The organism is Kribbella sp. NPDC050459 (assembly GCF_040655315.1).
Lineage (GTDB): Bacteria > Actinomycetota > Actinomycetes > Propionibacteriales > Kribbellaceae > Kribbella.
Genome location: NZ_JBFAJQ010000018.1, coordinates 60489 through 84301, shown reverse-complemented (window position 1 = coordinate 84301; position 23813 = coordinate 60489). Strand labels below are relative to the sequence as shown.

Annotated in this window: 25 protein-coding genes and 1 riboswitch; of the genes, 19 read left to right on the top strand and 6 right to left on the bottom strand. The window is 69.9% G+C overall.

Annotated features, from left to right (window positions below; all coding sequences use genetic code 11):
• Positions 1-16: 16 nt before the first annotated feature.
• From AB0I12_RS38560 to AB0I12_RS38550, 3 genes are read left to right on the top strand one after another with little or no spacing between them, the layout of a single operon-like run.
• Positions 17-1012, top strand: coding sequence for a sugar phosphate isomerase/epimerase family protein (locus AB0I12_RS38560; protein ID WP_359940070.1), 996 nt, complete (start codon positions 17-19; stop codon positions 1010-1012).
• Positions 1009-1920 carry a transketolase gene (locus tag AB0I12_RS38555; protein WP_359940067.1) on the top strand — a complete coding sequence of 304 codons (912 nt, stop codon included), beginning with the start codon at positions 1009-1011 and terminating at the stop codon, positions 1918-1920. Before AB0I12_RS38560 ends, AB0I12_RS38555 begins: the two co-directional genes overlap by 4 nt.
• The gene (locus AB0I12_RS38550; protein ID WP_359940064.1) at positions 1917-2885 is read left to right on the top strand and encodes a transketolase C-terminal domain-containing protein; all 969 of its coding nucleotides are present in this window, start codon (positions 1917-1919) and stop codon (positions 2883-2885) included. Before AB0I12_RS38555 ends, AB0I12_RS38550 begins: the two co-directional genes overlap by 4 nt.
• Here the strand turns inward: AB0I12_RS38550 and ribB are convergent.
• A complete protein-coding gene (gene ribB, locus AB0I12_RS38545) occupies positions 2869-3483 on the bottom strand; it encodes a 3,4-dihydroxy-2-butanone-4-phosphate synthase (protein ID WP_359940061.1) in 615 nt (204 codons plus the stop codon). The two genes, AB0I12_RS38550 and ribB, sit on opposite strands and share 17 nt — an antisense overlap.
• Positions 3484-3567: 84 nt before the next feature.
• A riboswitch (FMN riboswitch) is annotated at positions 3568-3701 on the bottom strand.
• A 47-nt stretch (positions 3702-3748) separates the two neighbouring features.
• Here ribB and AB0I12_RS38540 point away from each other — a divergent pair.
• From AB0I12_RS38540 to AB0I12_RS38505, 8 genes are all read left to right on the top strand, one after another.
• Positions 3749-5323: a DUF4038 domain-containing protein gene (locus AB0I12_RS38540; protein ID WP_359940058.1), complete on the top strand. Its 1575-nt coding sequence runs from the start codon at positions 3749-3751 to the stop codon at positions 5321-5323.
• A 29-nt stretch (positions 5324-5352) separates the two neighbouring features.
• Positions 5353-6330 carry a sugar-binding transcriptional regulator gene (locus AB0I12_RS38535; protein WP_359940055.1) on the top strand — a complete coding sequence of 326 codons (978 nt, stop codon included), beginning with the start codon at positions 5353-5355 and terminating at the stop codon, positions 6328-6330.
• Positions 6331-6484: 154 nt separating this feature from the next.
• Positions 6485-7831, top strand: coding sequence for a threonine/serine exporter family protein (locus AB0I12_RS38530; protein WP_359940052.1), 1347 nt, complete (start codon positions 6485-6487; stop codon positions 7829-7831).
• Between the two features lie 205 nt (positions 7832-8036).
• Entirely contained in the window at positions 8037-9239 is a 1203-nt protein-coding gene (locus AB0I12_RS38525) for a 3,4-dihydroxy-2-butanone-4-phosphate synthase (RefSeq protein ID WP_359940049.1), read from the top strand.
• Positions 9236-10009: a class I SAM-dependent methyltransferase gene (locus AB0I12_RS38520; protein ID WP_359940046.1), complete on the top strand. Its 774-nt coding sequence runs from the start codon at positions 9236-9238 to the stop codon at positions 10007-10009. The genes AB0I12_RS38525 and AB0I12_RS38520 overlap by 4 nt, the downstream gene beginning before the upstream one ends.
• Positions 9996-10394 carry a cyclic nucleotide-binding domain-containing protein gene (locus AB0I12_RS38515; protein ID WP_359940043.1) on the top strand — a complete coding sequence of 133 codons (399 nt, stop codon included), beginning with the start codon at positions 9996-9998 and terminating at the stop codon, positions 10392-10394. Before AB0I12_RS38520 ends, AB0I12_RS38515 begins: the two co-directional genes overlap by 14 nt.
• Entirely contained in the window at positions 10384-11361 is a 978-nt protein-coding gene (locus tag AB0I12_RS38510) for an adenylate/guanylate cyclase domain-containing protein (protein ID WP_359940040.1), read from the top strand. Before AB0I12_RS38515 ends, AB0I12_RS38510 begins: the two co-directional genes overlap by 11 nt.
• A 123-nt stretch (positions 11362-11484) precedes the next feature.
• Positions 11485-12213, top strand: coding sequence for a GNAT family N-acetyltransferase (locus tag AB0I12_RS38505; protein ID WP_359940037.1), 729 nt, complete (start codon positions 11485-11487; stop codon positions 12211-12213).
• On the opposite strand, the gene AB0I12_RS38500 is transcribed toward AB0I12_RS38505, so the two are convergent.
• A complete protein-coding gene (locus tag AB0I12_RS38500; RefSeq protein ID WP_359940034.1) occupies positions 12197-13381 on the bottom strand; it encodes a hypothetical protein in 1185 nt (394 codons plus the stop codon). The two genes, AB0I12_RS38505 and AB0I12_RS38500, sit on opposite strands and share 17 nt — an antisense overlap.
• Positions 13378-13707, bottom strand: coding sequence for a PadR family transcriptional regulator (locus AB0I12_RS38495; protein ID WP_355692988.1), 330 nt, complete (start codon positions 13705-13707; stop codon positions 13378-13380). Before AB0I12_RS38495 ends, AB0I12_RS38500 begins: the two co-directional genes overlap by 4 nt.
• Before the next feature lie 125 nt (positions 13708-13832).
• Between AB0I12_RS38495 and AB0I12_RS38490 the strand changes: the two genes are divergently transcribed.
• Positions 13833-14759 carry a helix-turn-helix domain-containing protein gene (locus AB0I12_RS38490; protein ID WP_359940031.1) on the top strand — a complete coding sequence of 309 codons (927 nt, stop codon included), beginning with the start codon at positions 13833-13835 and terminating at the stop codon, positions 14757-14759.
• A gap of 42 nt (positions 14760-14801) precedes the next feature.
• On the opposite strand, the gene AB0I12_RS38485 is transcribed toward AB0I12_RS38490, so the two are convergent.
• Entirely contained in the window at positions 14802-15470 is a 669-nt protein-coding gene (locus AB0I12_RS38485; RefSeq protein ID WP_359940028.1) for a hypothetical protein, read from the bottom strand.
• Between the two features lie 149 nt (positions 15471-15619).
• Positions 15620-17554 (bottom strand): Xaa-Pro dipeptidyl-peptidase, encoded by a 1935-nt coding sequence (locus AB0I12_RS38480; protein WP_359940025.1) that lies wholly within the window; start codon positions 17552-17554, stop codon positions 15620-15622.
• 145 nt (positions 17555-17699) lie between these two features.
• Here AB0I12_RS38480 and AB0I12_RS38475 point away from each other — a divergent pair, with 145 nt between their 5' ends.
• The 4 genes from AB0I12_RS38475 to AB0I12_RS38460 all read left to right on the top strand — a co-directional run bounded on the left by AB0I12_RS38475 (position 17700) and on the right by AB0I12_RS38460 (position 21757).
• Complete coding sequence (locus AB0I12_RS38475; protein WP_359940022.1) at positions 17700-18713, top strand: LacI family DNA-binding transcriptional regulator; 1014 nt, start codon at positions 17700-17702, stop codon at positions 18711-18713.
• A 14-nt stretch (positions 18714-18727) separates the two neighbouring features.
• A complete protein-coding gene (locus AB0I12_RS38470; protein ID WP_359940019.1) occupies positions 18728-19630 on the top strand; it encodes a 1,4-dihydroxy-2-naphthoyl-CoA synthase in 903 nt (300 codons plus the stop codon).
• A 194-nt stretch (positions 19631-19824) separates the two neighbouring features.
• The gene (locus AB0I12_RS38465) at positions 19825-20790 is read left to right on the top strand and encodes a hypothetical protein (protein WP_359940016.1); all 966 of its coding nucleotides are present in this window, start codon (positions 19825-19827) and stop codon (positions 20788-20790) included.
• A gap of 4 nt (positions 20791-20794) precedes the next feature.
• A complete protein-coding gene (locus tag AB0I12_RS38460) occupies positions 20795-21757 on the top strand; it encodes a hypothetical protein (protein ID WP_359940013.1) in 963 nt (320 codons plus the stop codon).
• Between the two features lie 103 nt (positions 21758-21860).
• On the opposite strand, the gene upp is transcribed toward AB0I12_RS38460, so the two are convergent.
• Complete coding sequence (upp, locus tag AB0I12_RS38455) at positions 21861-22502, bottom strand: uracil phosphoribosyltransferase (protein ID WP_359940010.1); 642 nt, start codon at positions 22500-22502, stop codon at positions 21861-21863.
• 105 nt (positions 22503-22607) lie between these two features.
• On the opposite strand from upp, the gene AB0I12_RS38450 reads away from it, so the two are divergent.
• The 3 genes from AB0I12_RS38450 (at position 22608) to AB0I12_RS38440 (ending at position 23805) form a co-directional block, all read left to right on the top strand.
• Positions 22608-22769, top strand: a complete 162-nt coding sequence (locus tag AB0I12_RS38450) for a hypothetical protein (RefSeq protein ID WP_359940007.1) — start codon at positions 22608-22610, stop codon at positions 22767-22769.
• A gap of 87 nt (positions 22770-22856) precedes the next feature.
• Positions 22857-23345, top strand: a complete 489-nt coding sequence (locus AB0I12_RS38445; RefSeq protein ID WP_359940004.1) for a tRNA adenosine deaminase-associated protein — start codon at positions 22857-22859, stop codon at positions 23343-23345.
• A gap of 31 nt (positions 23346-23376) precedes the next feature.
• Positions 23377-23805, top strand: coding sequence for a nucleoside deaminase (locus AB0I12_RS38440; protein ID WP_359940327.1), 429 nt, complete (start codon positions 23377-23379; stop codon positions 23803-23805).
• The last annotated feature ends 8 nt before the right edge of the window (positions 23806-23813 follow it).

Below are 23813 nucleotides of genomic sequence, written 5' to 3'. Positions count from 1 at the left end.
AAGGAGAATCGAAACCATGACAGACATGCCGGTCTTCGGCGCGGGTATCTGGCACTTCGCCACCTACAAGGACCGTTACGCCACCGACGGGTACGGCGAGCCCGTCGGGCTGCTGGAGCAGATCGACCGGGCCGGCGCCGTCGGCGACCTCTCCGTCGTCGACCTGAACTGGCCGTTCGCCGGGTACGACGGCACGCTCGACGAGGTGAAGGCCGCGCTGCAGCGGAACAACCTGAAGGCGATCGCGATCACGCCGGAGATCTACACCAAGGACTTCGTCAAGGGGTCGTTCACGAACCCGGACCCGAAGGTCCGTCAGCAGGCGCTGGAGCTGTTGCACCAGGCAACCGAGCTGGCCAAGGACCTGGGCTGCTCGTACGTGAAGCTGTGGCCCGGCCAGGACGGCTGGGACTATCCGTTCCAGGTCAACTACCACGACATCTGGAACCTGGCGCTGGACGGGCTCAAGGAGCTGGTGTCGGCGCATCCCGACATCAACTTCGTGATCGAGTACAAGCCGCGCGAGCCGCGGGTGAAGATCATCTTCCCGAACGTCGCGCGCACGCTGCTCGGCATCGAGAAGATCGGCCTGCCGAACCTCGGCATCCTGCTCGACTTCGGCCACTCGCTGTACGGCCAGGAGACGCCGGCCGACGCGGCGCAGCTGGCGATCGACTACGGCCGGCTGTTCGCGATCGACGTCAACGACAACCTGCGCGGCTGGGACGACGACATGGTGGTCGGCTCGGTGCACCTGGTCGAGACGTTCGAGTTCTTCCACACGCTGCGCCGGAACAACTGGGACGGCGTCTGGCAGCTCGACCAGTTCCCGTTCCGCGAGGACAGCGTGCAGGCCGCGAAGCAGGCGATCACCTTCCTGAAGGCGGTGCACCACGCGCTCGACGTCCTGGACGAGGAGGCGCTGGCGGCGGCGCAGGCGTCCCACGACGCCCTCGCGGCGCAGAAGCTGGTCCAGAAGGTCCTGCTGAGTTCGATGGCGGAGATCGTATGACGCTGACAGTCGAGCACGCGACGCTGCCGGTCCTCGGACGGCTGCCGATCCACAGCAGCCGCGCCGAGCAGATCGTGCACATCGCCGAGGCCGCCCAGCAGATCCGGATCCAGGACCTGAAGCTGGTCCACCACGCCGGCGCCGGGCACATCGGCGGTGACTTCTCCGCCATCGACATCCTGGCCACGCTGTACGGCGCCGTGCTCGACATCTCGCCCGACGCGGTCGACGACCCGGAGCGGGACCGCTTCATCCTCAGCAAGGGCCATGTCGCCGGGGCGCTGTACACAACGCTCGCCGCGTTCGGGTTCCTGCCGGTCGAGGAGCTGGCGACCTTCCTCAAACCGCTGTCCGCGCTGAACGGGCACCCGAACCGGAACAAGGTCGCCGGCGTCGAGGCGAACACCGGCCCGCTCGGGCACGGCCTGCCGGTCGCGGTCGGTCATGCCCTGTCGGCCAAGCTCGACGTCTCGCTGCGGCGGACGTACGTCCTGGTCGGCGACGGCGAGCTGCAGGAGGGGTCGAACTGGGAGGCGATGATGGCGGCCTCGCAGTACCAGCTGGACCGGCTGACCGTGATCGTCGACCGGAACCGGCTGCAGCAGGGCGCGACCACCAAGGAGACCAACGACCTCGACCCGCTGCCGGAGAAGGCGGCCGCGTTCGGATTCGCGGTGGTCGAGGTGAACGGCCACGACCACGGCGAGCTGCTCGACGTGCTGTCCGCCGTACCGTTCCGCCCGGGCAAGCCGACCTTCGTGATCGCCCACACGCACAAGGGCCACCCGATCTCGTTCATGAGCAACAACGTCGCCTGGCACCACCGGGTGCCGGATGCGGCGGAGTTCCAGCAGGCACTGACCGAGCTGGAAGCTGTTGTTCCCGGATTTGCCAAGGAGCCGGCATGACCGCCGTACACACCCCTTCGATCGCCGACCAGCCCCGGTACGACTGCCGGGACGCGTACGTCGAGACGCTCGCGGAGCTCGCCGAGGCCGATCACCGGATCGTGGGTGTGGTCAACGACTCCGTCGGGTCGAGCAAGCTGAACAGCTTCCGCAAGGCGTTCCCGGACCGGCTGATCAACGTCGGCATCGCCGAGCAGGACATGGTCGGGGTCGCGTCCGGGCTGGCCAACGGCGGCCGGATCCCGTTCGTGTCGGCGGCGTCCTGCTTTCTCACCGGGCGTGCGCTCGAACAGATCAAGGCCGACGTCGCGTACTCGAACACCAACGTGAAGCTGTGCGGGATGAGCCCGGGCGTCGCGTACGGCGAGCTCGGCCCGACACACCACTCGATCGAGGACATCGCCTGGCTGCGCGCGATCGACGGCCTGCGGATCATCGTGCCGGCGGATCCGGTCGAGACCGCGGCCGCGCTGCGCTGGGCGGCCGCCGCGCACGGGCCGGTGTTCATCCGGGTCAGCCGGATGAGCGTGCCGAAGGTGTACGCCGACGACTACGAGTTCCGGCTCGGCAAGGCGATCACGGTCCGCGAAGGCAACGACGTCACCGTGATCAGCAACGGGACCGTGCTGTGGCGGGCGCTGGCCGCCGCGGAACGGCTCGCCGCGGAAGGGATCTCGGCCCGGGTGCTGTCGATGCCGACGGTGAAACCGCTGGACGTCGACGCCGTGGTCGCGGCCGCGCGGGAGACGGCCGGCATCGTGACTGCCGAGGAAGCGGTGCCGGGAGGCGGGCTCGGCGGTGCGGTCGCGGAGACCGTCGTCCAGCACCACCCGACCCGGGTGTCGATCCTCGGCATCGGCGAGTTCGCGCCGACGGGGTCGGCCGGCTACCTGCTCGACCGGTACGGCCTGTCCGCGGACGGCATCGCCGACGCCGCCCGCAAGCTGCTCAGGCCAGGTAGCTGACGAGATCCGCGATCGAGATCATCGCGAAGCCATGAGCGTCGGCGAAACCGCGCAGGTCGGCGCCGGTCATCAGGGTGCCGTCGTCGTTCATGAGCTCGCCGATCACGCCGACCGGCGGCAGTCCGGCCAGCCGGACGAGTTCGACGGTGGCCTCGGTGTGACCGGGCCGCTGCCGGACTCCGCCGTCGACGGCGCGCAACGGCAGAATGTGGCCGGGCCGGATCAGGTCCGCGCGCTGCGCCGAGGGATCGGCCAGCACGCGGACGGTCCGCGCCCGGTCCGCGGCGGAGATGCCGGTGCCGACGCCGGTCGCCGCGTCGACGGACACGGTGTACGCCGTCCGCAGGCTGTCCTGGTTGTCCGGCACCATCAGCGGCAACTCGAGCCGGTCCAGGATCTCCGGCGCGGCAGGCGCGCAGACGTAGCCGCTGGTGTGGCGGACGAGCAGGGCCATCAACTCGGGGGTCGCGAGGCTGGCGGCGAAGGTCAGGTCGCCCTCGTTCTCGCGGTCCTCGTCGTCGACGACCACCACGGGTCGCCCGACGGCGATCTCGGCGACGGCGCGCTCGATGGTGTCCAGGCTGGTGACGGTGTTCACGGTCGTTGTCCTCTCGGCAGTGCACGCAGAGCACTCCGGGGGCAACGACAAGCCCACGCCCCCATTTCCGAGGACGTGCGACTGCCACGTGCGTCTTCCCATCCGGACTTTCACCGTCGGTCCTGGAGTTCCACCAGGTCAACCGCTCCTCCTCGCGGAATCACGGGTCGCGGACTGTCACCGCCGGCTCGGAATTTCACCGACCCCAGAGCACGTGTGTTCTCTCGACCATCAGCTTAACGGCAACCACCACCCCAGGAGTGTCATGTCCATCTCATCCGTCTGGCGAGAGATCGAACTGCCGGCTACGGGCGACTGGGTCGATTTCGAGCACGAGTCCGGCCTGGCACTCCGCCGCCCCACGTTCTCCGCCTCAGGCGGCGGCGCGGCGGCGGGAGGTAGCACGGGACCGGGCGATGGTGCGGCCGGAGGAGCCGCCGCGGCGGGCGTTGCTGTGGTGCGGAAGGTCCGCTTCGCGGCGCCGCTTGCCGGCCGTTGGCGGTGGACGAGCGAGCCGACGCCGACCCGGCCGGACGTGCCCCCAGCACCCGGCTTCGGGGAGTTCGACGTGGCCCCCGCGCTCGACGACGAGCTCAATCCGTTCTATCGCCATGGGTTCTGGCGGATGTCGCCTGGCGGGCGGAGTCTCGTGCATGCGGACGGGACGCCGGCGCTGCTGGTGGCCGACACCGCCTGGGCTCTCCCGTGGCGCGCTACCCCCGAGCAGGTCCGTGAGTACGCTCAGGACAGACAGTCCAAGGGATTCAACGCAGTACTCCTGATGACCGTGCAGCCGGACATGCGCGCGGTCGGTCCCCGCGACCGCACCCAGGACGAAGGTTTCGACGTCGGCTTCGAGGACCTGCCCGACGGTCACCTACGGCAGCTGAACGCCGAGTACTTCCAGTACCTCGACGACCTCCTCGACATCCTCGTCGAGCACGGCATCGTCCCGGTCCTGCAGCCCGTCTTCCAGGGGTTCGGCTGGAAAGGCCTCGACGTGGCCGGCACCGTGGTGCCAGAGCAGGAGTACGCCGCCTACTGCCGCTACCTCGTCGCGCGGTACGGCGCCCGGCCGGCGATCTACCTGGTCGGCGGCGACGGCTCCGGAGCCGAGCCGCAGACCGCGGCGGGCGGCGCCGAGGTACACGCGGTCGACTGCTACGAGCAGCCCACCGGCATCCACTACCGCCCGCACATCCGCGCCGACGCCCACCAGGACGCCGAGTGGCTCGACTTCCAGTGGTGCCAGACCGGCCACACCGGCGAGCATGTCCCCGAGCGGGTCGCCGATATGTGGCGGAACCACCCGGTCAAGGCGGTCGCGAACGGCGAACCGACGTACGAGCACACCGGCCGAACCGGTGTGGCCGAGGGCTGGTGGCAGGGCCACGAGGCGTGGAGCAACCTGTGCGCGGGCGGGACGATGGGCGTCGTCTACGGCGCGGGCAGTCTGTGGCAGTGGCGGCTGCACGGCGAGGAGCCGGGGCACTCCGAGTTCTTCCTCGCCCCTGGTGCCGGCTGGCGGGAAGCGATCGGCTTCGAGGGGTCGACCTACGTCGGGATGCTCGGGAAGATCCTCGACGGGCTGCCGACGACCGACATGGCGCCGGACTGGACCCGGGTGATCTCGGGCCGCGCCCTCAGCACCGCCGACGGCGGCCTGATCGTGTACCGCGAGAACGGCGGCCAGGTGATGGTGTTCGACGACACGGTCCCGCTGAACTACTCGATCGTCGACCCGCGCGACGGCTCGGTCGTCGCGACCGGCCGGCGGGACACGCCGGGAAGTCCACTGCCTGACGCCGGTGGCGCACCGCGGGTCTACATCTGCCTATAGTCCAGGTTGATCGTCTCGAAGGGAGCACCGTGAACAGCAACCGTGGTGTCCGCCGGCCCGGGCTGGACGAGCTGCGGCTGCTCGCGAAGGTGGCCCGGATGTACCACGAGAAGGGCATCCGGCAGCCGCAGATCGCCGCCGAGCTGAACCTGTCCCAGGCGCGCGTTTCCCGGATGCTGAAACAGGCCGTCGAGGTCGGCATCGTGCACACGGTGGTGACCATGCCGAGCGGCGTGCACAGCGACCTCGAGGACGAGCTGCAAGGCCGGTACGGGCTGCGGGACGCCGTGGTCGTCGACACCCTCGGCGTGGGCGACGACGTGCTGCCGGCGCTCGGTTCGGGCGCGGCGGCGTACCTGGACATGACGCTGACCGGCGGGCACGTGGTCGGCATCTCGTCGTGGAGCGAGACGCTGATCAGCGCTGTCGACCGGATGCCGCGCAAGAGCGTTCCGGTGGTGGACAAGGTGGTCCAGATCGTCGGCGGGCTGGGCGACGCCGCGGTGCAGATGCAGGCCACCCGGCTGACCGCGCGGTTCGCCGAGCTGACCGGTGGGATGCCGGTCTACCTGCCCGCTCCCGGGCTGGTCGGCACCCCCGCCGTCCGCCGGGCGATGATGAACGATGTGTCGGTTCGGGACGTTCTGGGCACGTGGGGACAGCTCACCGACGCCCTGGTCGGGATCGGCAGCCTCGAGCCTTCGCCGCTGCTGCAGCGCAGCGGCAACGCGGTCGCGGAGGCCGACCAGGACGAGCTGCGCCGGCTCGGTGCCGTCGGGGACGTGTGTTTCCGGTTCTTCGACGAAGAGGGAAAGCTCGTGCGTTCGACGTTCGACCAACGGGTCATCGGGGTGACCGCGAAGGAGCTGCTGGCGGTGCCGCGCCGGATCGGCGTGGCCGGCGGCGACCGCAAGTATTCCGCGATCCGCGCCGCCCTGCTCGGCGGCTGGGTGAACATCCTGATCACCGACCTCGCGATGGCGCATCGCCTGCTAGGGGGTGCCTGATGACTCCACGCCTACTGCGCGGCACTCGGCACGGCACCTCGCCGCACTGGAGCAAAGGCCACGATGAAACCACATCGAGGCCTTCACTCCAGCACGCCGAGGCACCGCACCGAGCACCTGCTCGCGACGGCGTGGAGACATCAGGCACCCCCTGATGGAGCCTGACGAGCAGCGGGAGGTCTACGCGACCATCGACCTGGCGTTGCGGGTCGGTGAGGTGTTGCTGTCCAGCGGCGCCGGTACGGCGGACGCGACCGCGACGATCCTCGGCGTCACCGCGGCCGGCGGGCTGCGCGGGTGCGAGGTCGACATCACGTTCACGTCGATGGCGGTCTCGTACCAGGCCGCGCCCGACGTCGCGCCGGAGACGCACATCCGGCTGGTCCGGTACCGGTCGCAGGACTTCTCCCGGCTGACCGAGGTCGACCAGCTGGTCCGGCGGTTCGCCCGCGGCGACCTGACCCGCGAGGAGGCGTCGCGGGAGCTCGCCCGGATCACGTCCGCCGGTCCGCCGTACCCGCGCTGGAGTGCGGTGCTCGCCTGGGGTGTGATGGCCGGCGGCGCGACGCTGCTGCTCGGCGGCGGGTGGCTGATCACGCTGGTCGCGGTGCTGACCGCGATCGTGATCGACCTGAACAACCGGTGGTTCTCCCGGCAGCGGTTGCCCGCGTTCTACCAGCAGGTCGCCGGCGCGTTCGTGGCGACCGCCGTCGCGCTGATCCTGTACGCCGTGCACGCACCGGTGAAACCGTCCCTGGTCGTTGCCGCGGGCATCATCATGCTGCTGGCTGGGATCGCGCTCACCGGTGCCGTCCAGGACGCCATCACCGGGTACTACGTGACCGCCGCGGCCCGCAGCCTCGAGGCGATGCTGCTCACCGGCGGGATCATCGCCGGTGTCTCGCTCGGCCTCGCGCTCGGGCTGAGGTTCGGTCTGCACGTCGGCATCGAACCGCAGACGATCCAGCTGGCGAACCTTCCGATCATGGTGATCTCGGGCGCGGTGATGGCGGTCGCCTTCGCCTACGCGACGTACGCGCCGCTGCGGGCGTTGCTGCCCGTCGCCCTGATGGGCGCCCTCGCCTCGCTGGTGTTCACGCTGATGACGCGCGCGTCCTTCGGCCCGGCGTGGTCCACGGCCGCGGCCGCGTTCGTCGTCGGTCTGGGCGGGTACTCGAGCGGCCGGCGCACCGGCGTACCGCCGCTGGTCGTGGTCGTCGCCGGATCGATCCCGTTGCTGCCCGGGCTGACGATCTACAAGGGCCTGTACGAGCTGATGGGGGTCGGCCAGCTGATCGGCATCGTCAGCCTCACCACCGCGGTCGCCATCGGCGTCGCGCTCGCCTCGGGCCTGATCCTCGGCGAGTACGTCGCCCAGCCGATCCGCCGCGAGGCCCGCCGCCTCGAGGACCGCCTGGCCGGGCCGCGCTTGGTCGGCCCGCGCCGCCCGATCCGCCGCCAGACCGGCCGCACAACCCGCCGCCGTCGCCGCGCCGCCTAGCTAGCCGCTCGCCAAAGTCGTCGACCGGGCGGGTGGGTGGTGTGGTTTACTGCCGAGTGGTGCGATTCCACGGTGTGACGGTTCTGGCCCGTCGGCTCTGTCGCGAGGCGGAGTAACCCGGTGCTGACCGGGGCCACGCGGTGATACCCCGCTTCAGCTCGGACCTCCCGGTCCCTGGCCATCGTCAAGTGGTGGAGAGCGAAGCATGTTCACAGGACGAATCGAGCACGTCGGCACCGTCGCCGGGGTCGACGGCGGCTCGTTGCGGGTGACCTCGGACGTGGCGGTCGCGCCGGGTGGCGCGGTGTGTCTCGACGGGATCAGGTTCACCGCGGAGCCGGGTCCGGCCGGCGAGATCCACGTGGTGGTCACCGACGAGACGCGACGGCGTACGACGCTGGACCGGGTCGCCGTCGGTACGACGATGCACGTCGAGCTGCCCGTGGCGGCCGGCGACCGGATCGACGGGCACCTGGTGCAGGGACACGTCGAAGGCGTCGGCAAGGTACTGCGCGTGGACGTCGAGCCGGCCGGCCACCGGGTGTGGATCAAGCCGCCGGAGCGACTGCTGGCCCGGCTGGTGGCCAAGACCTCGGTCGCGATCGACGGGGTGAGCATCACCGTGGCCGAGCTGCTGAAGGACCGCTTCTCCGTCGTCCTGGTGCCGAACACGCTGGTGAAGACGAAGCTGGGCTCACTGGCTGCGGGAGACCGGGTGAACCTCGAGAGCGACCTGCTGGTGCGGATGGCCCGCGACCGGCACGGGCCCGAGCTGATGCGGGCCGTGGCCCGACTGCCCTGGGCCGGTCAGCTCAGCGGCGAGATCGGCGTACAGAAGGTCGTCGCGCAGATCGCGGCCGGCGGCGGCGTGGTCGTCTGGGACCCGACCGCCGAGGGGGAAGGCGACGTGGTCTTCGCCGGGGAGCGCTTCCGCCCCGAATCCATGCGCTTCCTGCTGACCGAGGCCTGCGGCCACACCACGGTCCCGTGCGACGCCGACCTCCTGCGGAGGCTGAAGATCGACCCGATCCCGGGCGAGGGGGACCGTCAGGGGACCGCGATGCATGTGCCGATCGACCTCGCCTCGGCGCCGGGCACCGGGGTGTCGGCGGCGGAACGAGCCGCGACCGTACGGCGGTTGGCGGCGCCGGACGCGGCGCCCGAGGACTTCCTCAGGCCGGGCCATCTGTTCCCGCTCGCGGCCCGTCCCGGGCTGCTGGCCGAGCGCCAGGGTCACACCGAGGCGACCGTCGCCCTGTGCAAGGCGGCCGGTCTCGCGCCGGTCGGGGTCTGCTGTGAGGTGATGCGCGCGGACGGCGTGATGGCCGGCGCCGCGGACCTCGAGCAGTTCGCCCTCCGCTGGGAGCTCCCGATGATCGACATCCACGACCTGGAGCGCTGGCTGTGAACGCCCTCTACGACAACCCGGAGTTCCTCGACGGCTACCGCCGTCTCCGGCAGTCCGGTGCCGCGATCAACGAGCCGCTCGAGATTCCCGCGATGAACGCGGCGCTCCCGCCGGTCGCCGGGGTGCGTGCCGTGGATCTCGGTTGTGGTGAAGGCGGTCTGGCCGTCCGGCTGGCCGAGGCGGGCGCGGCCGGCGTGCTCGCCGTCGATGCGTCGGAACAGATGCTCGCCGCGGCGGCACCACATCCTCGCGTCCGCTACCAGTGCGCCGACCTGGCCGACTTCGACGTACCGCAAGACTCCGCGGACCTGGTCGTGAGCAGCATGGCGCTGCATTACGTCGAGGACTTCGACGCCCTGGCGGCGCGGGTCGCTCGCTGGCTCGTGCCGGGCGGGGCCTTCGTGTTCACGACGGAACATCCGGTGATGACGGCTCCGCGGGTCGCGGCGGACTGCGTGGTCGACGACTACGCCGACGAGGGGCGCCGCGAGCGGACCTGGTTCGTCGAGGGCGTGGTCAAGTACCACCGGACGATCGGGACGGTCGTCGCGACCCTGCACCGGCACGGCCTCCGGGTGGAGCGCGTCGACGAGCCCGTCCCGACACCCGGCCAGGTCGCGGCGCGGCCGTCCCTCGCGATCCACCGCCGCCGCCCGCCGATCCTCCTGGTCTCGGCGCGTTTCGCGCCGCAGGGTGACCATCGTGTCGACGGCACGTTAGAGTTACCGACGGGAAACATCGGCGAGGAGGATCGACGTGGCACTGGGTAGGACGTCCCCGCGGGACCTGCCGCTGTTCGCGGATCTGTCCGGGCGTGACATCCGGGACATCTTCCGCGCCGGCGAGGAGGTCTCGGTACCGGCCGGCTGGTCGCTGATCCTGGAGCAGACACCGCCGGACGCGGCGTACCTGATCCTCAGCGGGACGGCCGCGGTCCGCGAGAAGGGTGAGGAGATCGCCGAGCTCGGCCCGGGCGACATCGCCGGCGAGGTCGCGGTCCGGAAGAACACGTTGCGAACGGCAACCGTCACGGCGAAGTCGCGGCTGCAGCTGCTGCACTTCACCCGGGAGAAGTTCGACGACCTCACCCGCCGGCTGCCCGCGTTCCGGGACGCCATCGACGCCACCATCGCCGAGCGCCGCGGTGGCCGCTGACCCTGGGACACCGGATCTGGCCGGACTGACCCGGGAGTTCGAGCGGACGCTGCTCGGTGGCGAGCGGAAGTTCACCCGGATCGAGGTGTCCGAGCGGGCCGGGATCTCGACCCAGCGCGCCGAGCGGATGTGGCACGCGCTCGGGTTCGCGACCGTGCCGGACGACGAGGTCGCCTTCACCGACGACGACGTCGAGGCGTTGCGGCTGGTCGCGGCGCTCGAGGACGACGGGTTCATCGAGCCCGAGATGGAGTCCTCGCTGGCCCGCAAACTCGGGCAGACGCAGTCCCGGCTGGCGTCGTGGCAGTCGGCGATGTTCCTGGAGTTCCTCGGCGGGTCCAAACTGTCCGCGGACGAGGCGATCGAGGTCGCGGGCCTGTTGCTGCCGGCCATGGAACGCCTGCAGACGTACGTCTGGCGCCGGCACCTCGCCGCGGCCGCCGGGCGCGCGGTGGCCGGCTCGGACGAGCTGGCCCGCGGCGTCCGGGCGGTCGGCTTCGCGGACATCGTCAGCTACACCCGCCTGGCCCGGCGGTTGGACGAGGCGGAGCTCGGCGAGCTGATCGAGCGGTTCGAGGGGACGGCGGCCGACGTGGTCGCGCTGAACGGCGGCCGGGTGATCAAGTCGATCGGCGACGAGGTGCTGTTCGTGACCGACACCGCCGCGCAGGGAGCCGCGGTCGCGCTGGCGCTGCAGGACGCGGTGACGGCCGACGCGGAGCTGCCTGAGCTGCGGATCGGGCTCGCGTACGGCACGATCCTGATCCGGCTCGGCGACGTGTACGGCGAGGTGGTCAACCTGGCCGCCCGGCTCACCACCGAATGCAAACCCGGCCGGGTCCTCGCCGACCGTGAACTCGCCGCGGCCCTCGACGGCCACCCGTCGTACGCCATCCACCGCCTGCGCCGCGTCGCCGTCCGCGGCTACCGCCATCTGGTCCCGTACGCCATCCAGCGAGCCGGTTGAGCGGCAGCTCGACAGTACGTATACGCCCACTGCGGGCGATCGGCGCGCCGCGCACGCCTGCTGGACAGGCCTGTCGCCGGACACCTCCTGTCGAGCTGCCGTCCGTGGCATACGGTTCGGGGTGTGCGGGAGATCAGGACGCCGGCTGAGCTGCAGCTGGTTGGCGGGGGCGACCCGATTGTTGGGTGGGCGGCTCAGGGGTTGGCCGCCGGGGTGCGTGCTTGGCGTGCGGGGGCAGCGGTGGCGGTCGCGTCACCGGACGTGTCGAAGCACGACCGGCTGGCGGTGGTCGGGCCGGTCAAGGACGCGGTGCGGCTGACGACCGGCGTACTGGCCGAGGTCGGTCCGTCGTACCGGCCGTTCGGGGACGAGGAGCTGATCCGCGATCTTGCAGAGCGGGTGCCGGGGCTGACGTTCTCGGCGGCCTTCGGGTGGATGGACGCCGAGGTCATCCCGGATGTCACCACGACGGCTGCCTGGATCGACGGGGATACCGGCGTCGAAGAGCTGCTGACACTCGCCTCGCCCACGTCGTACGCGTGGCCGGGGCATCCCGGCGTACGGCGTTGGGCGGCACTGACTGGTGAGCGTGGCGAGCTGCTGAGTATCGCCGCGGACGCGTGGAGCGCACCCGAGGTCGGCTTCCTCGCCGGCGTCGCGACGCATCCTGTTGCCCGCAGCAAGGGACTGTCGCGCCAGGTCTGCGGATTCACGACCGCCGAACTGGTGAAACGCCACGGCCGAGCGGCCCTGATGGTGGACGCGAGCAACGCCGCGGCGATCGCCGTCTACCACCGCCTCGGCTACAGCTACCGCCGCGTCGCGGCAGCGTCGGTCACCTCGTCGGCTTGACGGTGAGGGTGACGCCGGGGGTCGGTGTGCCGGAGGGCTTGGCAGTGGTGGGCGTCGCCGGGGCCGGCGGTGGGGCGAAGGGGGCCTTCGTCGAGTCCTTGCAGTTGTCGGACGTGACGTTGCCGTTCTCGTCGGCGACGACGACGGCCTGCGGGAACAGGTTGCTGGTGGAGTCGCGGGACACCTGGCCGTAGCTGGCCGCGCAGTCCTGCAGCTCCAGGGTGATCGGGCTGCCGTTCTGGTCGTACAGCCGCACCGACACCTGCTTGCCCTGGGCATCGAACGGGTAGATGTTCGAGACCGGGGTGCCGTTCACCGTGATGCCGTTCTCCGGCGGGTTGTAGCGCGTGCTGGTGCCGCGGTAGTCGTTGTAGTTGTTGAGGAACCCGAACGACGCACCGGCGTACGCCGCGGCCAGGAACGCCGGGACCGCGACCGCCGCGACGACGTTGAGCGGTACGACGTACCACAGCCAGCGCCGGTCCTGCTGGGTCCGGCGACCGATCCACACCGACACCGCGGCGCCGGCGAAGGCGCCGACCACGGTCACCGACAGGGCGCCGAACAGCGCGAAGAACCCGCCCGCGCCGATCATGCCTCGCACGACCCACCAGACCGGCTGGCCGATCGTCACCAGCTCGTGCCGGACGTTCGGCGGGATCTGGTCGATCCAGCCGCGGATCGCCGCCTCGCCGCGGGTGCCGCGCGGGGTGTCCAGGACGATCCGCGGGTCGTTGCCGTGCAGCGCGCGCAGACCGAGCGTCGCCGCCACGAACAGGACGCCGAGCCCGAGCAGCCCGAAGAACGTCGTCTCGTCCCGCGACCACGTGAAGATGCTGACCGCAACGAAGAACGGGCCGACCGTGCAGGCGATCAGGCCCCAGTGCAGCGCCCGCCGGCCGGCGGCGAGCTGGTCCTGGTTCACCGGCTCGGTGCGGGCCGGATAGCCGGCCGCGGTTCGCAGCTCGTCGGCGTACTGTCGGGGCGTCCCGAGGCGGGCCTGCAGGTCGGCGAAGGACGGCTGGTCACCGAGCTCAGCCGCTACCTCGGTGAGGTGATCGGTGACGTCGTGGAGCACGTCCTCGAGCTCACCCGGCGGCAGGTCGTCGAGTTCGGCCCGCACCTGCGTCAGGTAGCTCGCGACCGCTCCGGTCAGGGTGCTGTTCACGCGGCCTCCTTCTCCAGCAGCAGCACCGACATCGTGTCGGCGAAGTGGTTCCAGGTCTTCGTGGACTGTTCGAGCAGCTCCCGCCCGGTCTTGTTCAGCCCGTAGTACTTGCGGTGCGGGCCTTCCTCGCTCGGCTGCACGTACGACGTCAGCGCGCCGGCCTGGAACAGCCGGCGGAGCGTCCCGTACACGGAGGCGTCCGCGACGTCCTCGAGTCCCGCCGCGCGCAGGCGGCGCAGTACGTCGTACCCGTAGCCGTCGGCGTCTCGCAGAACGGCGAGCACGGCGAGATCCAGTACGCCTTTGAGCAGTTGGCTCGTGTCCATGGCGGCCTCCTCCGGTGTTCCGCGGAGAAGACTACTACACATTGCGGAGTACTCCGGTTGGGAGACTGGACGACTCCGCAATTTCGATCAAGTCGGCGCCGGGCGGCTGGGGCACAGTGGTGGACATGGCGGACGTGTTCGAGAAGTTCGTGGCGGTGGTCGCGGCCGGTCTTCGGGAAGCCGACGACCCGCTGGACGGCGCCGGCCTGGCGGGCCGCGTGCATCTGTCGCGGTTCCACTTCGACCGGGTGATCGGTGCGGTGGCGGGCGAGTCGCCGTTCGCGTTCCGGCGGCGGGTGCTGCTCGAACGCGCGGCGTACCGGCTGCTGACCGAGCCGGTCGCCGTACTCGATGTCGCGGTCGAGGCCGGGTACGGGTCGCACGAGGCGTTCACGCGTGCGTTCGCCAGGGCGTACGGAATGTCGCCACGGGAGTGGCGGCGGGAAGCGTCGCGGGTCTTCTTCCTCGCGGCGCCGAGTGGAGTGCATTTCCAGCCGCCGGCCGGTCTTCGGCTGCCGGCCCGTAGAAAGGTGAGAGGCATGGACGTACTTGTCAGGATGGTCGAGCACCACGTGTGGCTGACCGGAGAGCTGATCGAACGCGGCGCCCGGCTGGACGCCGCCACCCTGGACCGCCCCATCGAGCTGTCCGTCGAAGGGATCGACGACGACATCTCGATCCGCTACCTCCTGGACCGCCTGGTCTGGCAGGAGGAGATGTGGCTCGCGTCCGTCGAGGACCGCCCGTTCCAGGTCCCGGAGTGCGGCCGCGAGGTCGTCACCCCGATCCCCGAACTCCGCACCCGGCACGCCGACGCCGGCGCCCGCTTCGTGGCCCTCGTCAACCAACTCAACGAAGAAGGCCGCTTCGACGAGTCCTTCGTCGACACCACCTGCGAACCACCCCGAGTCTTCACCTACGGCGGCATGGTCGCCCACGTCCTGACCTTCGCCGCCCACCGCCGATCCCTCCTGGTAGGCGCCTTCTACACCGCCGGCATCACCGACCTCAACACCGGCGACCCGATGCATTTCGTAGCTGAAGGCAACTAATCCGTCGAGTCGTGAGAATTGGCTGACGCGCGCAGCCGATATTCACGACTCGGCGTCGGAGGTGGGGACCAATCGCCACGACTCGGCGGCCTGGGGCAGTGGGAGCGGGTCCACGTAGCCGGTCTCCGGCTCGGGCAGGCCTCCGAAGACGAGCAGCAGCCGGAGCCGCGATTCCATCGGAGAATCGACGCCTGAGCGGACCAGGGCCGCTGCTTCCCGAGCACGTCGGGCGCCCCGGACTCCGATCGCCGCGAGGGCTGTTTCGACCAGGTGGTTCGGCTCCGCGTCGGAGTGCCGTACGAGGGAGTCTCCTGCGCAGACCAGTCCGGTCAGATCGCAGTACGGTGACAGGTCGACGAACGTCCGCTCGGGCGACGTCAGCGGCAGTCCGGCACGCAGCGCGCGGTCGAGTCGCTGTACTTCGTGAACGCGCAGCCCGCGCACCCGTGGAAGGGTTCGCCGCGGATCGCGTCGGACGGTCACGTGGACGATCTCGGCGGCGCGATCGTCGGCGCTCCACAGGCTCAGCGCGGTGTCGTGACTCACGACCGCATCGGGCGTCAGCATCAACGCTGCCTCGGCCTGCAACCGGGACGTGAGAGCGACCGTTGCGTCGACGTACACAGGACCCAGCACCTGTCGGTACCGCGGGCCGCGCAGCACGCCGCGCGAGATACCCGCCGCCCGCGCATCCGCCACCGTGAACAACACACCACCATCATCGCGGGATCCCCTGTCCCACGCTTTCACTTGTCCACAGCACCGCCGAGTCGTGGCGATTGGCTTCGATCACCTTCGTCGAGTCGTGGATTCTGGCTGATCTGCACAGCCGATCTCCACGACTCGGCGGGAGACGAGGGTCAGTTCTTGGGGTCGTGGAGGTTGGGGCGTTGGGTGGGGGTGGTGATCTCGACCTGGATCGACTGGGGTTTGGTGGGGGCTGTCAGGTGGCCTGAGGAGACTGGGATGTTGAGTTTGCTGGCTGCTACGTCGATGTCGATGGTGGCGCCGGTGTCGTTGGGGCTGGTCCACTCGGTGTCGGACAGGGTGATGGCCAGTCCGAGGATGCGCCCCTTGGGGATGATCTGGTCCTGGGCGCGGAGGGGGACCGTGACCGTGGTCCACTGGCCGGGCTTCAGGGGGGTCGGCTTCGTGAGGGACTTGCTGTGCGCGGCGTCGATCCAGCCGCGGCTGACGATGCCGTGGTCGCTCTGTGCGGTGAGCTTCTCGACGGTGTAGTAGCAGCTGTCGTCGTAGTCGGTGCTCGATCCCTCACAGGTGCTGTCGTCGGTACGGCGGATGCCGGTGTACCGCTGGGCCTCGCCGTACTCGATCAGGCGCGCGGTCACCGGCGTCGTCGATGAGTCGGACTTCAGCCGGAGCGTGACCGACGGCGTCCCGCTGACCCGCAGCGGTGCCGCGAGCGGCGCGGACAGGAACATCTGACGCCCCGCGATCACCTGCGTCGGGTCCGCGACGATGTCGTCCTCGGTGAGCTCGGGGTCGTCGGTGATCGTCACCGAACCCTTGCCCGCGGCGCCTAGTTTGCCGGCCGCCAGCGGCACCGGCGTCGGCCGGTTCACGGCCGGCCACGTCCGGTAGTCGCGCCACACGTCCGGCGTCGTCTCGACCGAGACCATCGGCTCCTTCATCACGCCGTTCTGCAGGCCCTGCAGCCAGTAGTCGAACCACTTGTGCAGCTCGTCGACCCACTCGTCGCGGCGGAACTCGAACGGGTCCACGTGGTCCTCGAGCCCGAGCCACAGCTTGCGCGGCACGTTGTTGCGCGACAGCGCCGACCACCACTGCGAGAAGTGGTTCGTCTGCACGTTGTAGTCGCTGAGTCCGTGGGTGATGAAGACCGATGCCTTCACCTTCGACGCGTTCTCGGTGTAGTCGCGCTCGGCCCAGAACGACGTGTAGTCGCCGGTCTCGTCGTCGTCGTTGTCACCGAGCTCGCCGCGGACCTCGTCACAGGCGGCGCTGTCGTGCCCGACGTACCCGGCCAGCCAGGGCATGTAGTCGTCCGAGTACGGTACGCCGCCGGAGCGGGTGTAGTCGTACCACGACGAGATGGCCGAGATCGGCACGATCGTCTTCAGGCCCGGTACGCCGGTCGCCGCGACGCCGTTCGCGAGCGTCCCGTCGTACGACTTGCCGATCATCCCGACCGCGCCGGTGGTCCAGGACGCCTTCACCGGTTGCCCGTTCGCGGTGTGCGCGGTGTTGCGGCCGTTCAGCCAGTCGATCACGTCGACGACCGACTGGATCTCGTCGCTGCCGCCGACGTCGCCGCAGCCGGTGGAGCGGCCGGTGCCGACGATGTCCACGCCGACCATCGCGTAGCCGCGCGGGACGAAGTAGTTGTCGTAGAACAACGGCATCTTCCGGATCACGCCGTCGCCGTCGTAGGTCTTCTTCTCGCTCTCGTTGCCACGTCCGCAGCAGGAGTAGTACGGCGAGGCGTCCATGATGACCGGGATCTTCACGCCGGTGAGGGCGGTCTCGCTCGGCCGGACGATGTCCACCGCGATCTCGTCGTTCTCGCCGTCGGAGTCGGTGTCCATCGTGGTGTCGACGTACACCGACTCGCGGATGGCGTTCGCGTAGTCGTAGACCGGCTCGGTGCTCTTGGTGCGCGTGTCGATGTGCTGCGGCACACTGGGAGCAGCAGCCGGGGCCGGCGTACCGGGCCCGTCCGGGAGCGGCGCAGCGACGGCCGGACCGACGACGGCCGACAGGCTGAGCACGGCGGACGAGACCAGGATCGTCACCCGGGTGCGGACGGTCCTCATGGCTGGGAAGGCTAGTCACTCGCGGGCCGCAACGCCAGGTTCTGCCGAGATTGGCAGCGACCTGCCCGATACGCAGCGTGAGAACTGCGTGGTTCGATAGGGTGACCGCCACCGCCCACCGGGGGGACGCACGAAAGGGTAGGCCATGAATCTGCGAGCACCGGTCACGTTGCTGGACGTGGCACAGCGTGCGGGCGTGTCGGTCGCGACCGCGTCCCGCGTGCTGAACGGCGGGGACCGCGTGCCCCGTCCGGAGTTGCAGGAACGGGTGAAGGCCGCGGCCGACGAGCTCGGCTACACGCCGAACGCACAGGCGCAGGCGCTGGCCAAGTCGTCGACGAACGTGGTCGGCATCCTGGTGCACGACATCGAGGACCCGTACTTCGCCGCGATCGCGAACGGCGTGATGCGCGCCGCCGACGAGCGCAACCTGCTGGTGATGATGGCCAGCACCTTCCGGGACGCCGACCGCGAGATCGCCTACCTGTCGTCGTTGCGGGCGCAGCGGGCGCGGGCCGCGGTGATGATCGGCAGCCGGCGGACCGACAGCGACAGCCTGGCCCGGACGGCGGCAGAGGTGGAGAGCTTCCTCAACTCCGGCGCGGGTCTCGCCCTGGTCAGCCAGTCCGGGATGCCCGCGCACACGGTCGAGCCGGACAACCGCTCGGGGTCGGCGGACCTGGCCCGCGAGCTCGTCGGGCTCGGCTGGCGCAAGTTCGCCGTGCTCGGTGGGCCGGAGACGCTCGCGACGGCACGTGATCGGCGCGACGGGTTCGTCGCCGGGCTGGCCGAGGCCGGGCTGGCGCCGGTGGCGGTCGAGGCCGGCGACTTCACGCGCGACGGTGGGTACGCCGCCGCGGAGCAGCTGCTCGACCGCAACGCCGACGTCGACTGTGTGTTCGCGGTCAACGACGTGATGGCGGTCGGCGCGATGTCCGCGGTGCGTGCGCGCGGCGTCGACGTACCGGGTCAGCTCGGCGTCGCCGGGTTCGACGACATCGCGACGCTGCGGGACGTGTGGCCGGGTCTGACGACCGTACGGCTGCCGCTGGAGCAGATGGGTCGCCGTGCGCTGGAGCTCGCCATCGAGGGCGGCGACGCCACGACCGAGACGTTCAAGGCCGAGGTAGTACTGCGCGAAAGCACCGCCCGCGCCTGAAATATGCTCGACCGGTGACCGTCTCCGAGATCTTCGACCCGTCGGCCTGGAAGCAGGTGGACGGCTTCGAGCTGACCGATATCACCTACCACCGCGCGGTCGACGCCGGTGTGGTGCGGATCGCGTTCAACCGGCCGGAGGTGCGCAACGCGTTCCGGCCGCAGACCGTCGACGAGCTGTACCGGGTGCTGGACCACGCGCGGATGTCCACCGACGTCGGCTGCGTGCTGCTCACCGGCAACGGGCCGTCGCCCAAGGACGGCGGCTGGGCGTTCTGCTCGGGCGGTGACCAGCGGATCCGCGGCAAGGACGGATACAAGTACGCCGAGGGCACGACCGCCGAAAGCATCGACCCGGCGCGTGCGGGCCGGCTGCACATCCTCGAAGTACAACGGCTGATCCGCTTCATGTCGAAGGTCGTGATCTGCGTCGTCCCGGGATGGGCCGCGGGCGGTGGCCACAGCCTGCACGTGGTCGCGGACCTCACGCTGGCGTCGGCCGAGCACGCGCGGTTCAAGCAGACCGACGCGGACGTGGCGTCGTTCGACGGCGGGTTCGGCTCGGCGTACCTGGCGCGGCAGGTCGGGCAGAAGTTCGCGCGGGAGATCTTCTTCCTCGGTGACGAGTACTCCGCCGACGACGCGTACCGGATGGGCATGGTGAACAAGGTCGTCCCGCACGCGGACCTCGAAACCGTCGCGCTGGAGTGGGGCAAGAAGATCTGCGCGAAGTCCCCGACGGCCCAGCGGATGCTGAAGTACGCGTTCAACCTGATCGACGACGGGCTGGTCGGGCAGCAGCTGTTCGCGGGCGAAGCGACCCGGCTTGCCTACGGCACCGACGAGGCTGCCGAAGGACGCGACTCGTTCCTGGAGAAGCGGCCGGCCGACTGGTCGCCTTACCCGTATGCCTTCTAGGCGACTTCCGTTGGCATAGGCAACGATTCGCGCAACGGGAGCTGGTGCTGCTCCGTCGAGCGGATGGCTCGGGCGAGCACTCGCCTGTTCTGGCCTCAGTCTGGATTGGTTTTAACACTGGATCCTGTGGTCTTCACAGAAATATTCGTGCGAAGTGCTGACAGTTCGCGGTAGATCGCTTACCGTCGGGCGCTATGAACAATCTCTCCCGCCGTGGGTTGCTTGCTGGTGCCGGTGCTGTGGTGGTTGGCGGAGCGGTAGGAGTGCCGGCGTCCGCCGGGACGCTTGCGCTCCCGCCGTCGCGGCGGTTCGTCCTCGACGGGCCGGGCGGTGAGCTGTTCCGGAGCAAGCCGCTCGCGGACGTGACCGTCATGCAGTCGATCGCGTTCGACAACGTCAACCAGCGGCTGTTCACCGGGCAGCTGCGTGCGGGCTCGCCATCCAGCAGCGGTGATCTCACGCTGACGCAGCTCACGCTCGCCGGCGACGTGGTCGGTCACATGTACCTGAGCGGTTTCGGCCACGCGGTCTCGATCGGTGCGGAGGCCGTCGGGCGGACGACGTACCTGTGGACCGAGACCGACGTCGACACCGCGAACGCGCGCGGCCGGCAGATCGCCCGGTTCCGTTGGGAGGACGGCGCGACGCTGACCAAGGACTCGCCGGGCCTGCGCAGCTGGAAGCCGGTCGCGGACGGTGCGGTGTTCACGCCGTCGGTGGACCAGTTGCACGGCCGGATCGGGATCCGGCACACACTCGCCGACGGGTTCCACATCAATGTGTACTCGCTGGCCGCGGCGCGCGCCGGGGACTTCTCGCGGGTGCTCGCGTCGTTCAAGCAGCCCGCGATGACGGCGGGCATCGACTTCCAGGGCTGGGCGCTGTACGGCTCGTACGTCTACCTGTGGGAGGGCGAGGCGTACGCCGGTACGCCGGATCCTGTCGCGGCGACGTCGAAGCTCTGGACGTACGACATCACCAAGGGCGAGGTCGTCGAGTCCGTGCAGATCCTGGACGGCGCCGACCTGGTCTACCGCGAGGCCGAGGGTGTCGGGGTGCACGTCGATCGTTTCGGCTGCCCGCGGCTGTGCTTCGGCTTCGCCTCCGGCGTGACCGGCGACCGCCGGGCCAACCTCTTTTATCGGAGCAGATTGGTGTAACCGCATGGACAACCTGTCCCGCCGCGGGTTGCTGACCGGTGCCGGCGCATTAGTTGCCGCCGGCACCCTCGGCGTACCGGCGGCCACCGCCCGGACCCTGTCCCTCCCCACCTCGAAGCGCTTCCAGATGAGCGCGACCACCAACGAGTTCTTCCGCAGCAAGCCGTTGCAGGACGCGACCGTGATGCAGTCGTTCGCGTTCGACACCCCCAACAACCGCCTGTTCGCCGCCCAGCTGCGCGGCGGGAGCGGTGCGAACAGCGGCGATCTCGCCCTGACCCAGCTCGACTTCTCCGGCAACCAGCTGGGGTACATGTACCTGACCGGGTTCGGCCACGCGGTGTCGATCGGCGCGGAGGCTTCCGGCGGTACGACGTACCTGTGGACCGAGACCGACGTCGACACCGCGAACGGGCGCGGTCGGCAGATCTGCCGCTTTCCCTGGCAGAACGGGAAGACGCTGACGTCGTCGGCGGTGACGAAATGGAAGCCGGTGTCGAGCGGCAGCGTCTTCACCCCCGCCGTGGACCAACGCTTCAACCAGCTCGGCGTCAGGCACTCGCTGTCCGACGGGATGCACATCAACGTCTACTCGCTGACCGCCGCGCGCAGCGGTGACTTCTCGACGGTCCTCGCATCGTTCAAGCAGCCGGCACTGACGCCCGGCATCGACTTCCAGGGCTGGGCGCTGTACGGCTCGTACGCCTATTTCTGGGAAGGCGAGGCCTATCCCGGCGAGCCCGACGAGACCCAGGCGACGTCGAAGATGTGGTGCTACGACATCAACGCCGGCCAACTGGTCGACTCGTTCCTCACCCTGGCCGGCAAATCCCTCACCTACCGAGAACCAGAAGGCATGGCCGTCTACGGCTCCACCGACGCCACCGCCCGCCTCTACTTCGGCTTCGCCTCCGGCGTCACCGGCGACCGCCGAGCCAACCTCTTCTACCGCAACGACCTCATCTGATCAGCAAGCTCAGCTCGCGTCTCCGGGGTTATCCACTCGCTTGTGGGGTTCTTCGCTTGCATATCAGCGGAGAACCCCCAACAGCCGTGGATAACCCTGAAACTTACTGGGCGACGCCGTACAGGCGGTCGCCGGCGTCGCCGAGGCCCGGGACGATGTAGCCCTTGTCGTTGAGGTGGGAGTCCATGCCTGCGATTACGAGGTTGCAGGGGACGTCCAGGTGGGTCAGTTCGTTTTCCACGCGCTTGACGCCTTCGGGGGCGGCCAGCAGGCAGATCGCGGTGATGTGGTCGGCGCCGCGGTCGACCAGGAACTGGATTGCGGCGGCCAGGGTGCCGCCGGTGGCGAGCATCGGGTCGAGGACGTAGCACTGGCGGCCGGACAGGTCCTCCGGGAGCCGTTCGGCGTACGTCGACGCGGTCAGGGTCTCCTCGTTGCGGACCATGCCGAGGAAGCCGACCTCCGCGGTCGGGAGCAGCCGTGTCATCCCCTCGAGCATGCCGAGGCCGGCCCGCAGGATCGGGACGACGAGCGGCTTCGGCGCGGCGAGCTTCACGCCCTGCGCCTCCGCGACCGGGGTCTGTACCGTGACCGGGCCGGTCCGCACGTCCCGGGTCGCCTCGTAGGCGAGCAGCGTGACGAGCTCCTCGGTCAGCCGCCGGAACGTGGGTGAGTCCGTGTGCTCGTCGCGCAGCGCGGTGAGCTTGTGGGCGACGAGCGGGTGGTCCACGACGAGGATCTGCATAAGCCCGAACGGTACCGTCGGCGATTCGCGGCGGGAAAGCGCGCTCGCTGCCAAACTGGAAACTGCATTGGATTCTGCCCTGTTCGCCCACCAGGGAGTGACCCGATGACCGAGAAGTCGCCCGAGCAGCTCGACCGCCTGCGCCGGCGTGCCGCCTTCCTGCGCGAGCGCGAGGAGGCGGCGGCTCTGCGGGACCGGATCGCGCCCCGGCGGGCCCGCGTCCGGCAGCTCCGGGAGGCGATGCGCCGGGCGACGTTCCATCACTGACCATGACCGGGCGGTGTCGACCTGTGTTGGCGGATCTGATACCACAACGAGATCGCCTGGAAAGCTGGAGTCTGGGACGATGAGCCGGTGTCCGATGCCACGGCTATGACCGATCTCGACTGTGCGGTTGCCGCCTACCTCGAGGACGGGCACTGGACTGTCACCCCGCTCGTACTGCGCGGTGAGCTCGACCTGTCCACCCTGGTCTCCGCCCTGCGCCGTTACCCGGGCGAGGCGGGCGTGCTCGGCATGGTGTCGGTCGACGAGGACTTCTTCGTCCTGGTGCGGGTGGACGGCGGGCGGGCGCGGTTCCTGATCTCCGACGTGACCGCCGCGACCGAGTGGCCGCTGGCCCGGCAGGTCGTGGACGAGCTCGACATCCCGCTGGCCGATGACGACGACGAGCAGGTCCCGGCCGGCGACCTGGCGATCGTGGCCGACCTGGGGATGACCGCGATGGACCTCGGCGCGCTCTGTGACGACGTCGACCTCTACCCGGTGGAGATGCTCGAGGAGGTCGCCGAGGCGCTTGGCTTCGGCAACCAGTTCGACGACGCGATCGAAGCCGTTGGCTAGTCCGGTCCTGCGGCAGGCGTGGTCGCGGTTGATGGCGCTGGCGCTCGAGGAGGCCGAGCGGGCGCTGCCCGACGTACCGATCGGGGCGCTCGTGGTGGACGGCGACGGGGAGATCATCGGGCGCGGGCACAACGAGCGGGAGCTGACCGGCGACCCGACGGCGCACGCCGAGATCCTGGCGATCCGGGAAGCGGCCCGGCACGTCGGTGAGTGGCGGCTGACTGGCTGCACGCTGGTGGTCACGCTGGAGCCGTGCACGATGTGCGCCGGGGCGATCGTGCTGTCCCGTCTGGACCGGCTGATCTTCGCGGCGTACGACGAGAAGGCCGGCGCGGTGGGGTCGCTCTGGGATGTTGTCCGGGACCGCCGGCTCAATCACCGGCCCGAGGTGGTGGGCGGTGTGATGGCCGACGAGGCAGGCGCCCGGCTCCGCGATTTCTTCATCGGGCACAGACCTTGATAGTGTCC

Bases quoted from the DNA above. Each gene is read 5' to 3' on its own strand.
- AB0I12_RS38560 (WP_359940070.1), top strand. From the start codon at position 17: ATGACAGACATGCCGGTCTTCGGCGCGGGTATCTGGCACTTCGCCACC.
- AB0I12_RS38555 (WP_359940067.1), top strand. From the start codon at position 1,009: ATGACGCTGACAGTCGAGCACGCGACGCTGCCGGTCCTCGGACGGCTG.
- AB0I12_RS38550 (WP_359940064.1), top strand. From the start codon at position 1,917: ATGACCGCCGTACACACCCCTTCGATCGCCGACCAGCCCCGGTACGAC.
- AB0I12_RS38540 (WP_359940058.1), top strand. From the start codon at position 3,749: ATGTCCATCTCATCCGTCTGGCGAGAGATCGAACTGCCGGCTACGGGC.
- AB0I12_RS38530 (WP_359940052.1), top strand. From the start codon at position 6,485: ATGGAGCCTGACGAGCAGCGGGAGGTCTACGCGACCATCGACCTGGCG.
- AB0I12_RS38525 (WP_359940049.1), top strand. From the start codon at position 8,037: ATGTTCACAGGACGAATCGAGCACGTCGGCACCGTCGCCGGGGTCGAC.
- AB0I12_RS38495 (WP_355692988.1), bottom strand. From the start codon at position 13,707: ATGGACACGAGCCAACTGCTCAAAGGCGTACTGGATCTCGCCGTGCTC.
- AB0I12_RS38490 (WP_359940031.1), top strand. From the start codon at position 13,833: ATGGCGGACGTGTTCGAGAAGTTCGTGGCGGTGGTCGCGGCCGGTCTT.
- AB0I12_RS38480 (WP_359940025.1), bottom strand. From the start codon at position 17,554: ATGAGGACCGTCCGCACCCGGGTGACGATCCTGGTCTCGTCCGCCGTG.
- AB0I12_RS38475 (WP_359940022.1), top strand. From the start codon at position 17,700: ATGAATCTGCGAGCACCGGTCACGTTGCTGGACGTGGCACAGCGTGCG.
- AB0I12_RS38465 (WP_359940016.1), top strand. From the start codon at position 19,825: ATGAACAATCTCTCCCGCCGTGGGTTGCTTGCTGGTGCCGGTGCTGTG.
- AB0I12_RS38460 (WP_359940013.1), top strand. From the start codon at position 20,795: ATGGACAACCTGTCCCGCCGCGGGTTGCTGACCGGTGCCGGCGCATTA.
- upp (WP_359940010.1), bottom strand. From the start codon at position 22,502: ATGCAGATCCTCGTCGTGGACCACCCGCTCGTCGCCCACAAGCTCACC.
- AB0I12_RS38450 (WP_359940007.1), top strand. From the start codon at position 22,608: ATGACCGAGAAGTCGCCCGAGCAGCTCGACCGCCTGCGCCGGCGTGCC.
- AB0I12_RS38440 (WP_359940327.1), top strand. From the start codon at position 23,377: ATGGCGCTGGCGCTCGAGGAGGCCGAGCGGGCGCTGCCCGACGTACCG.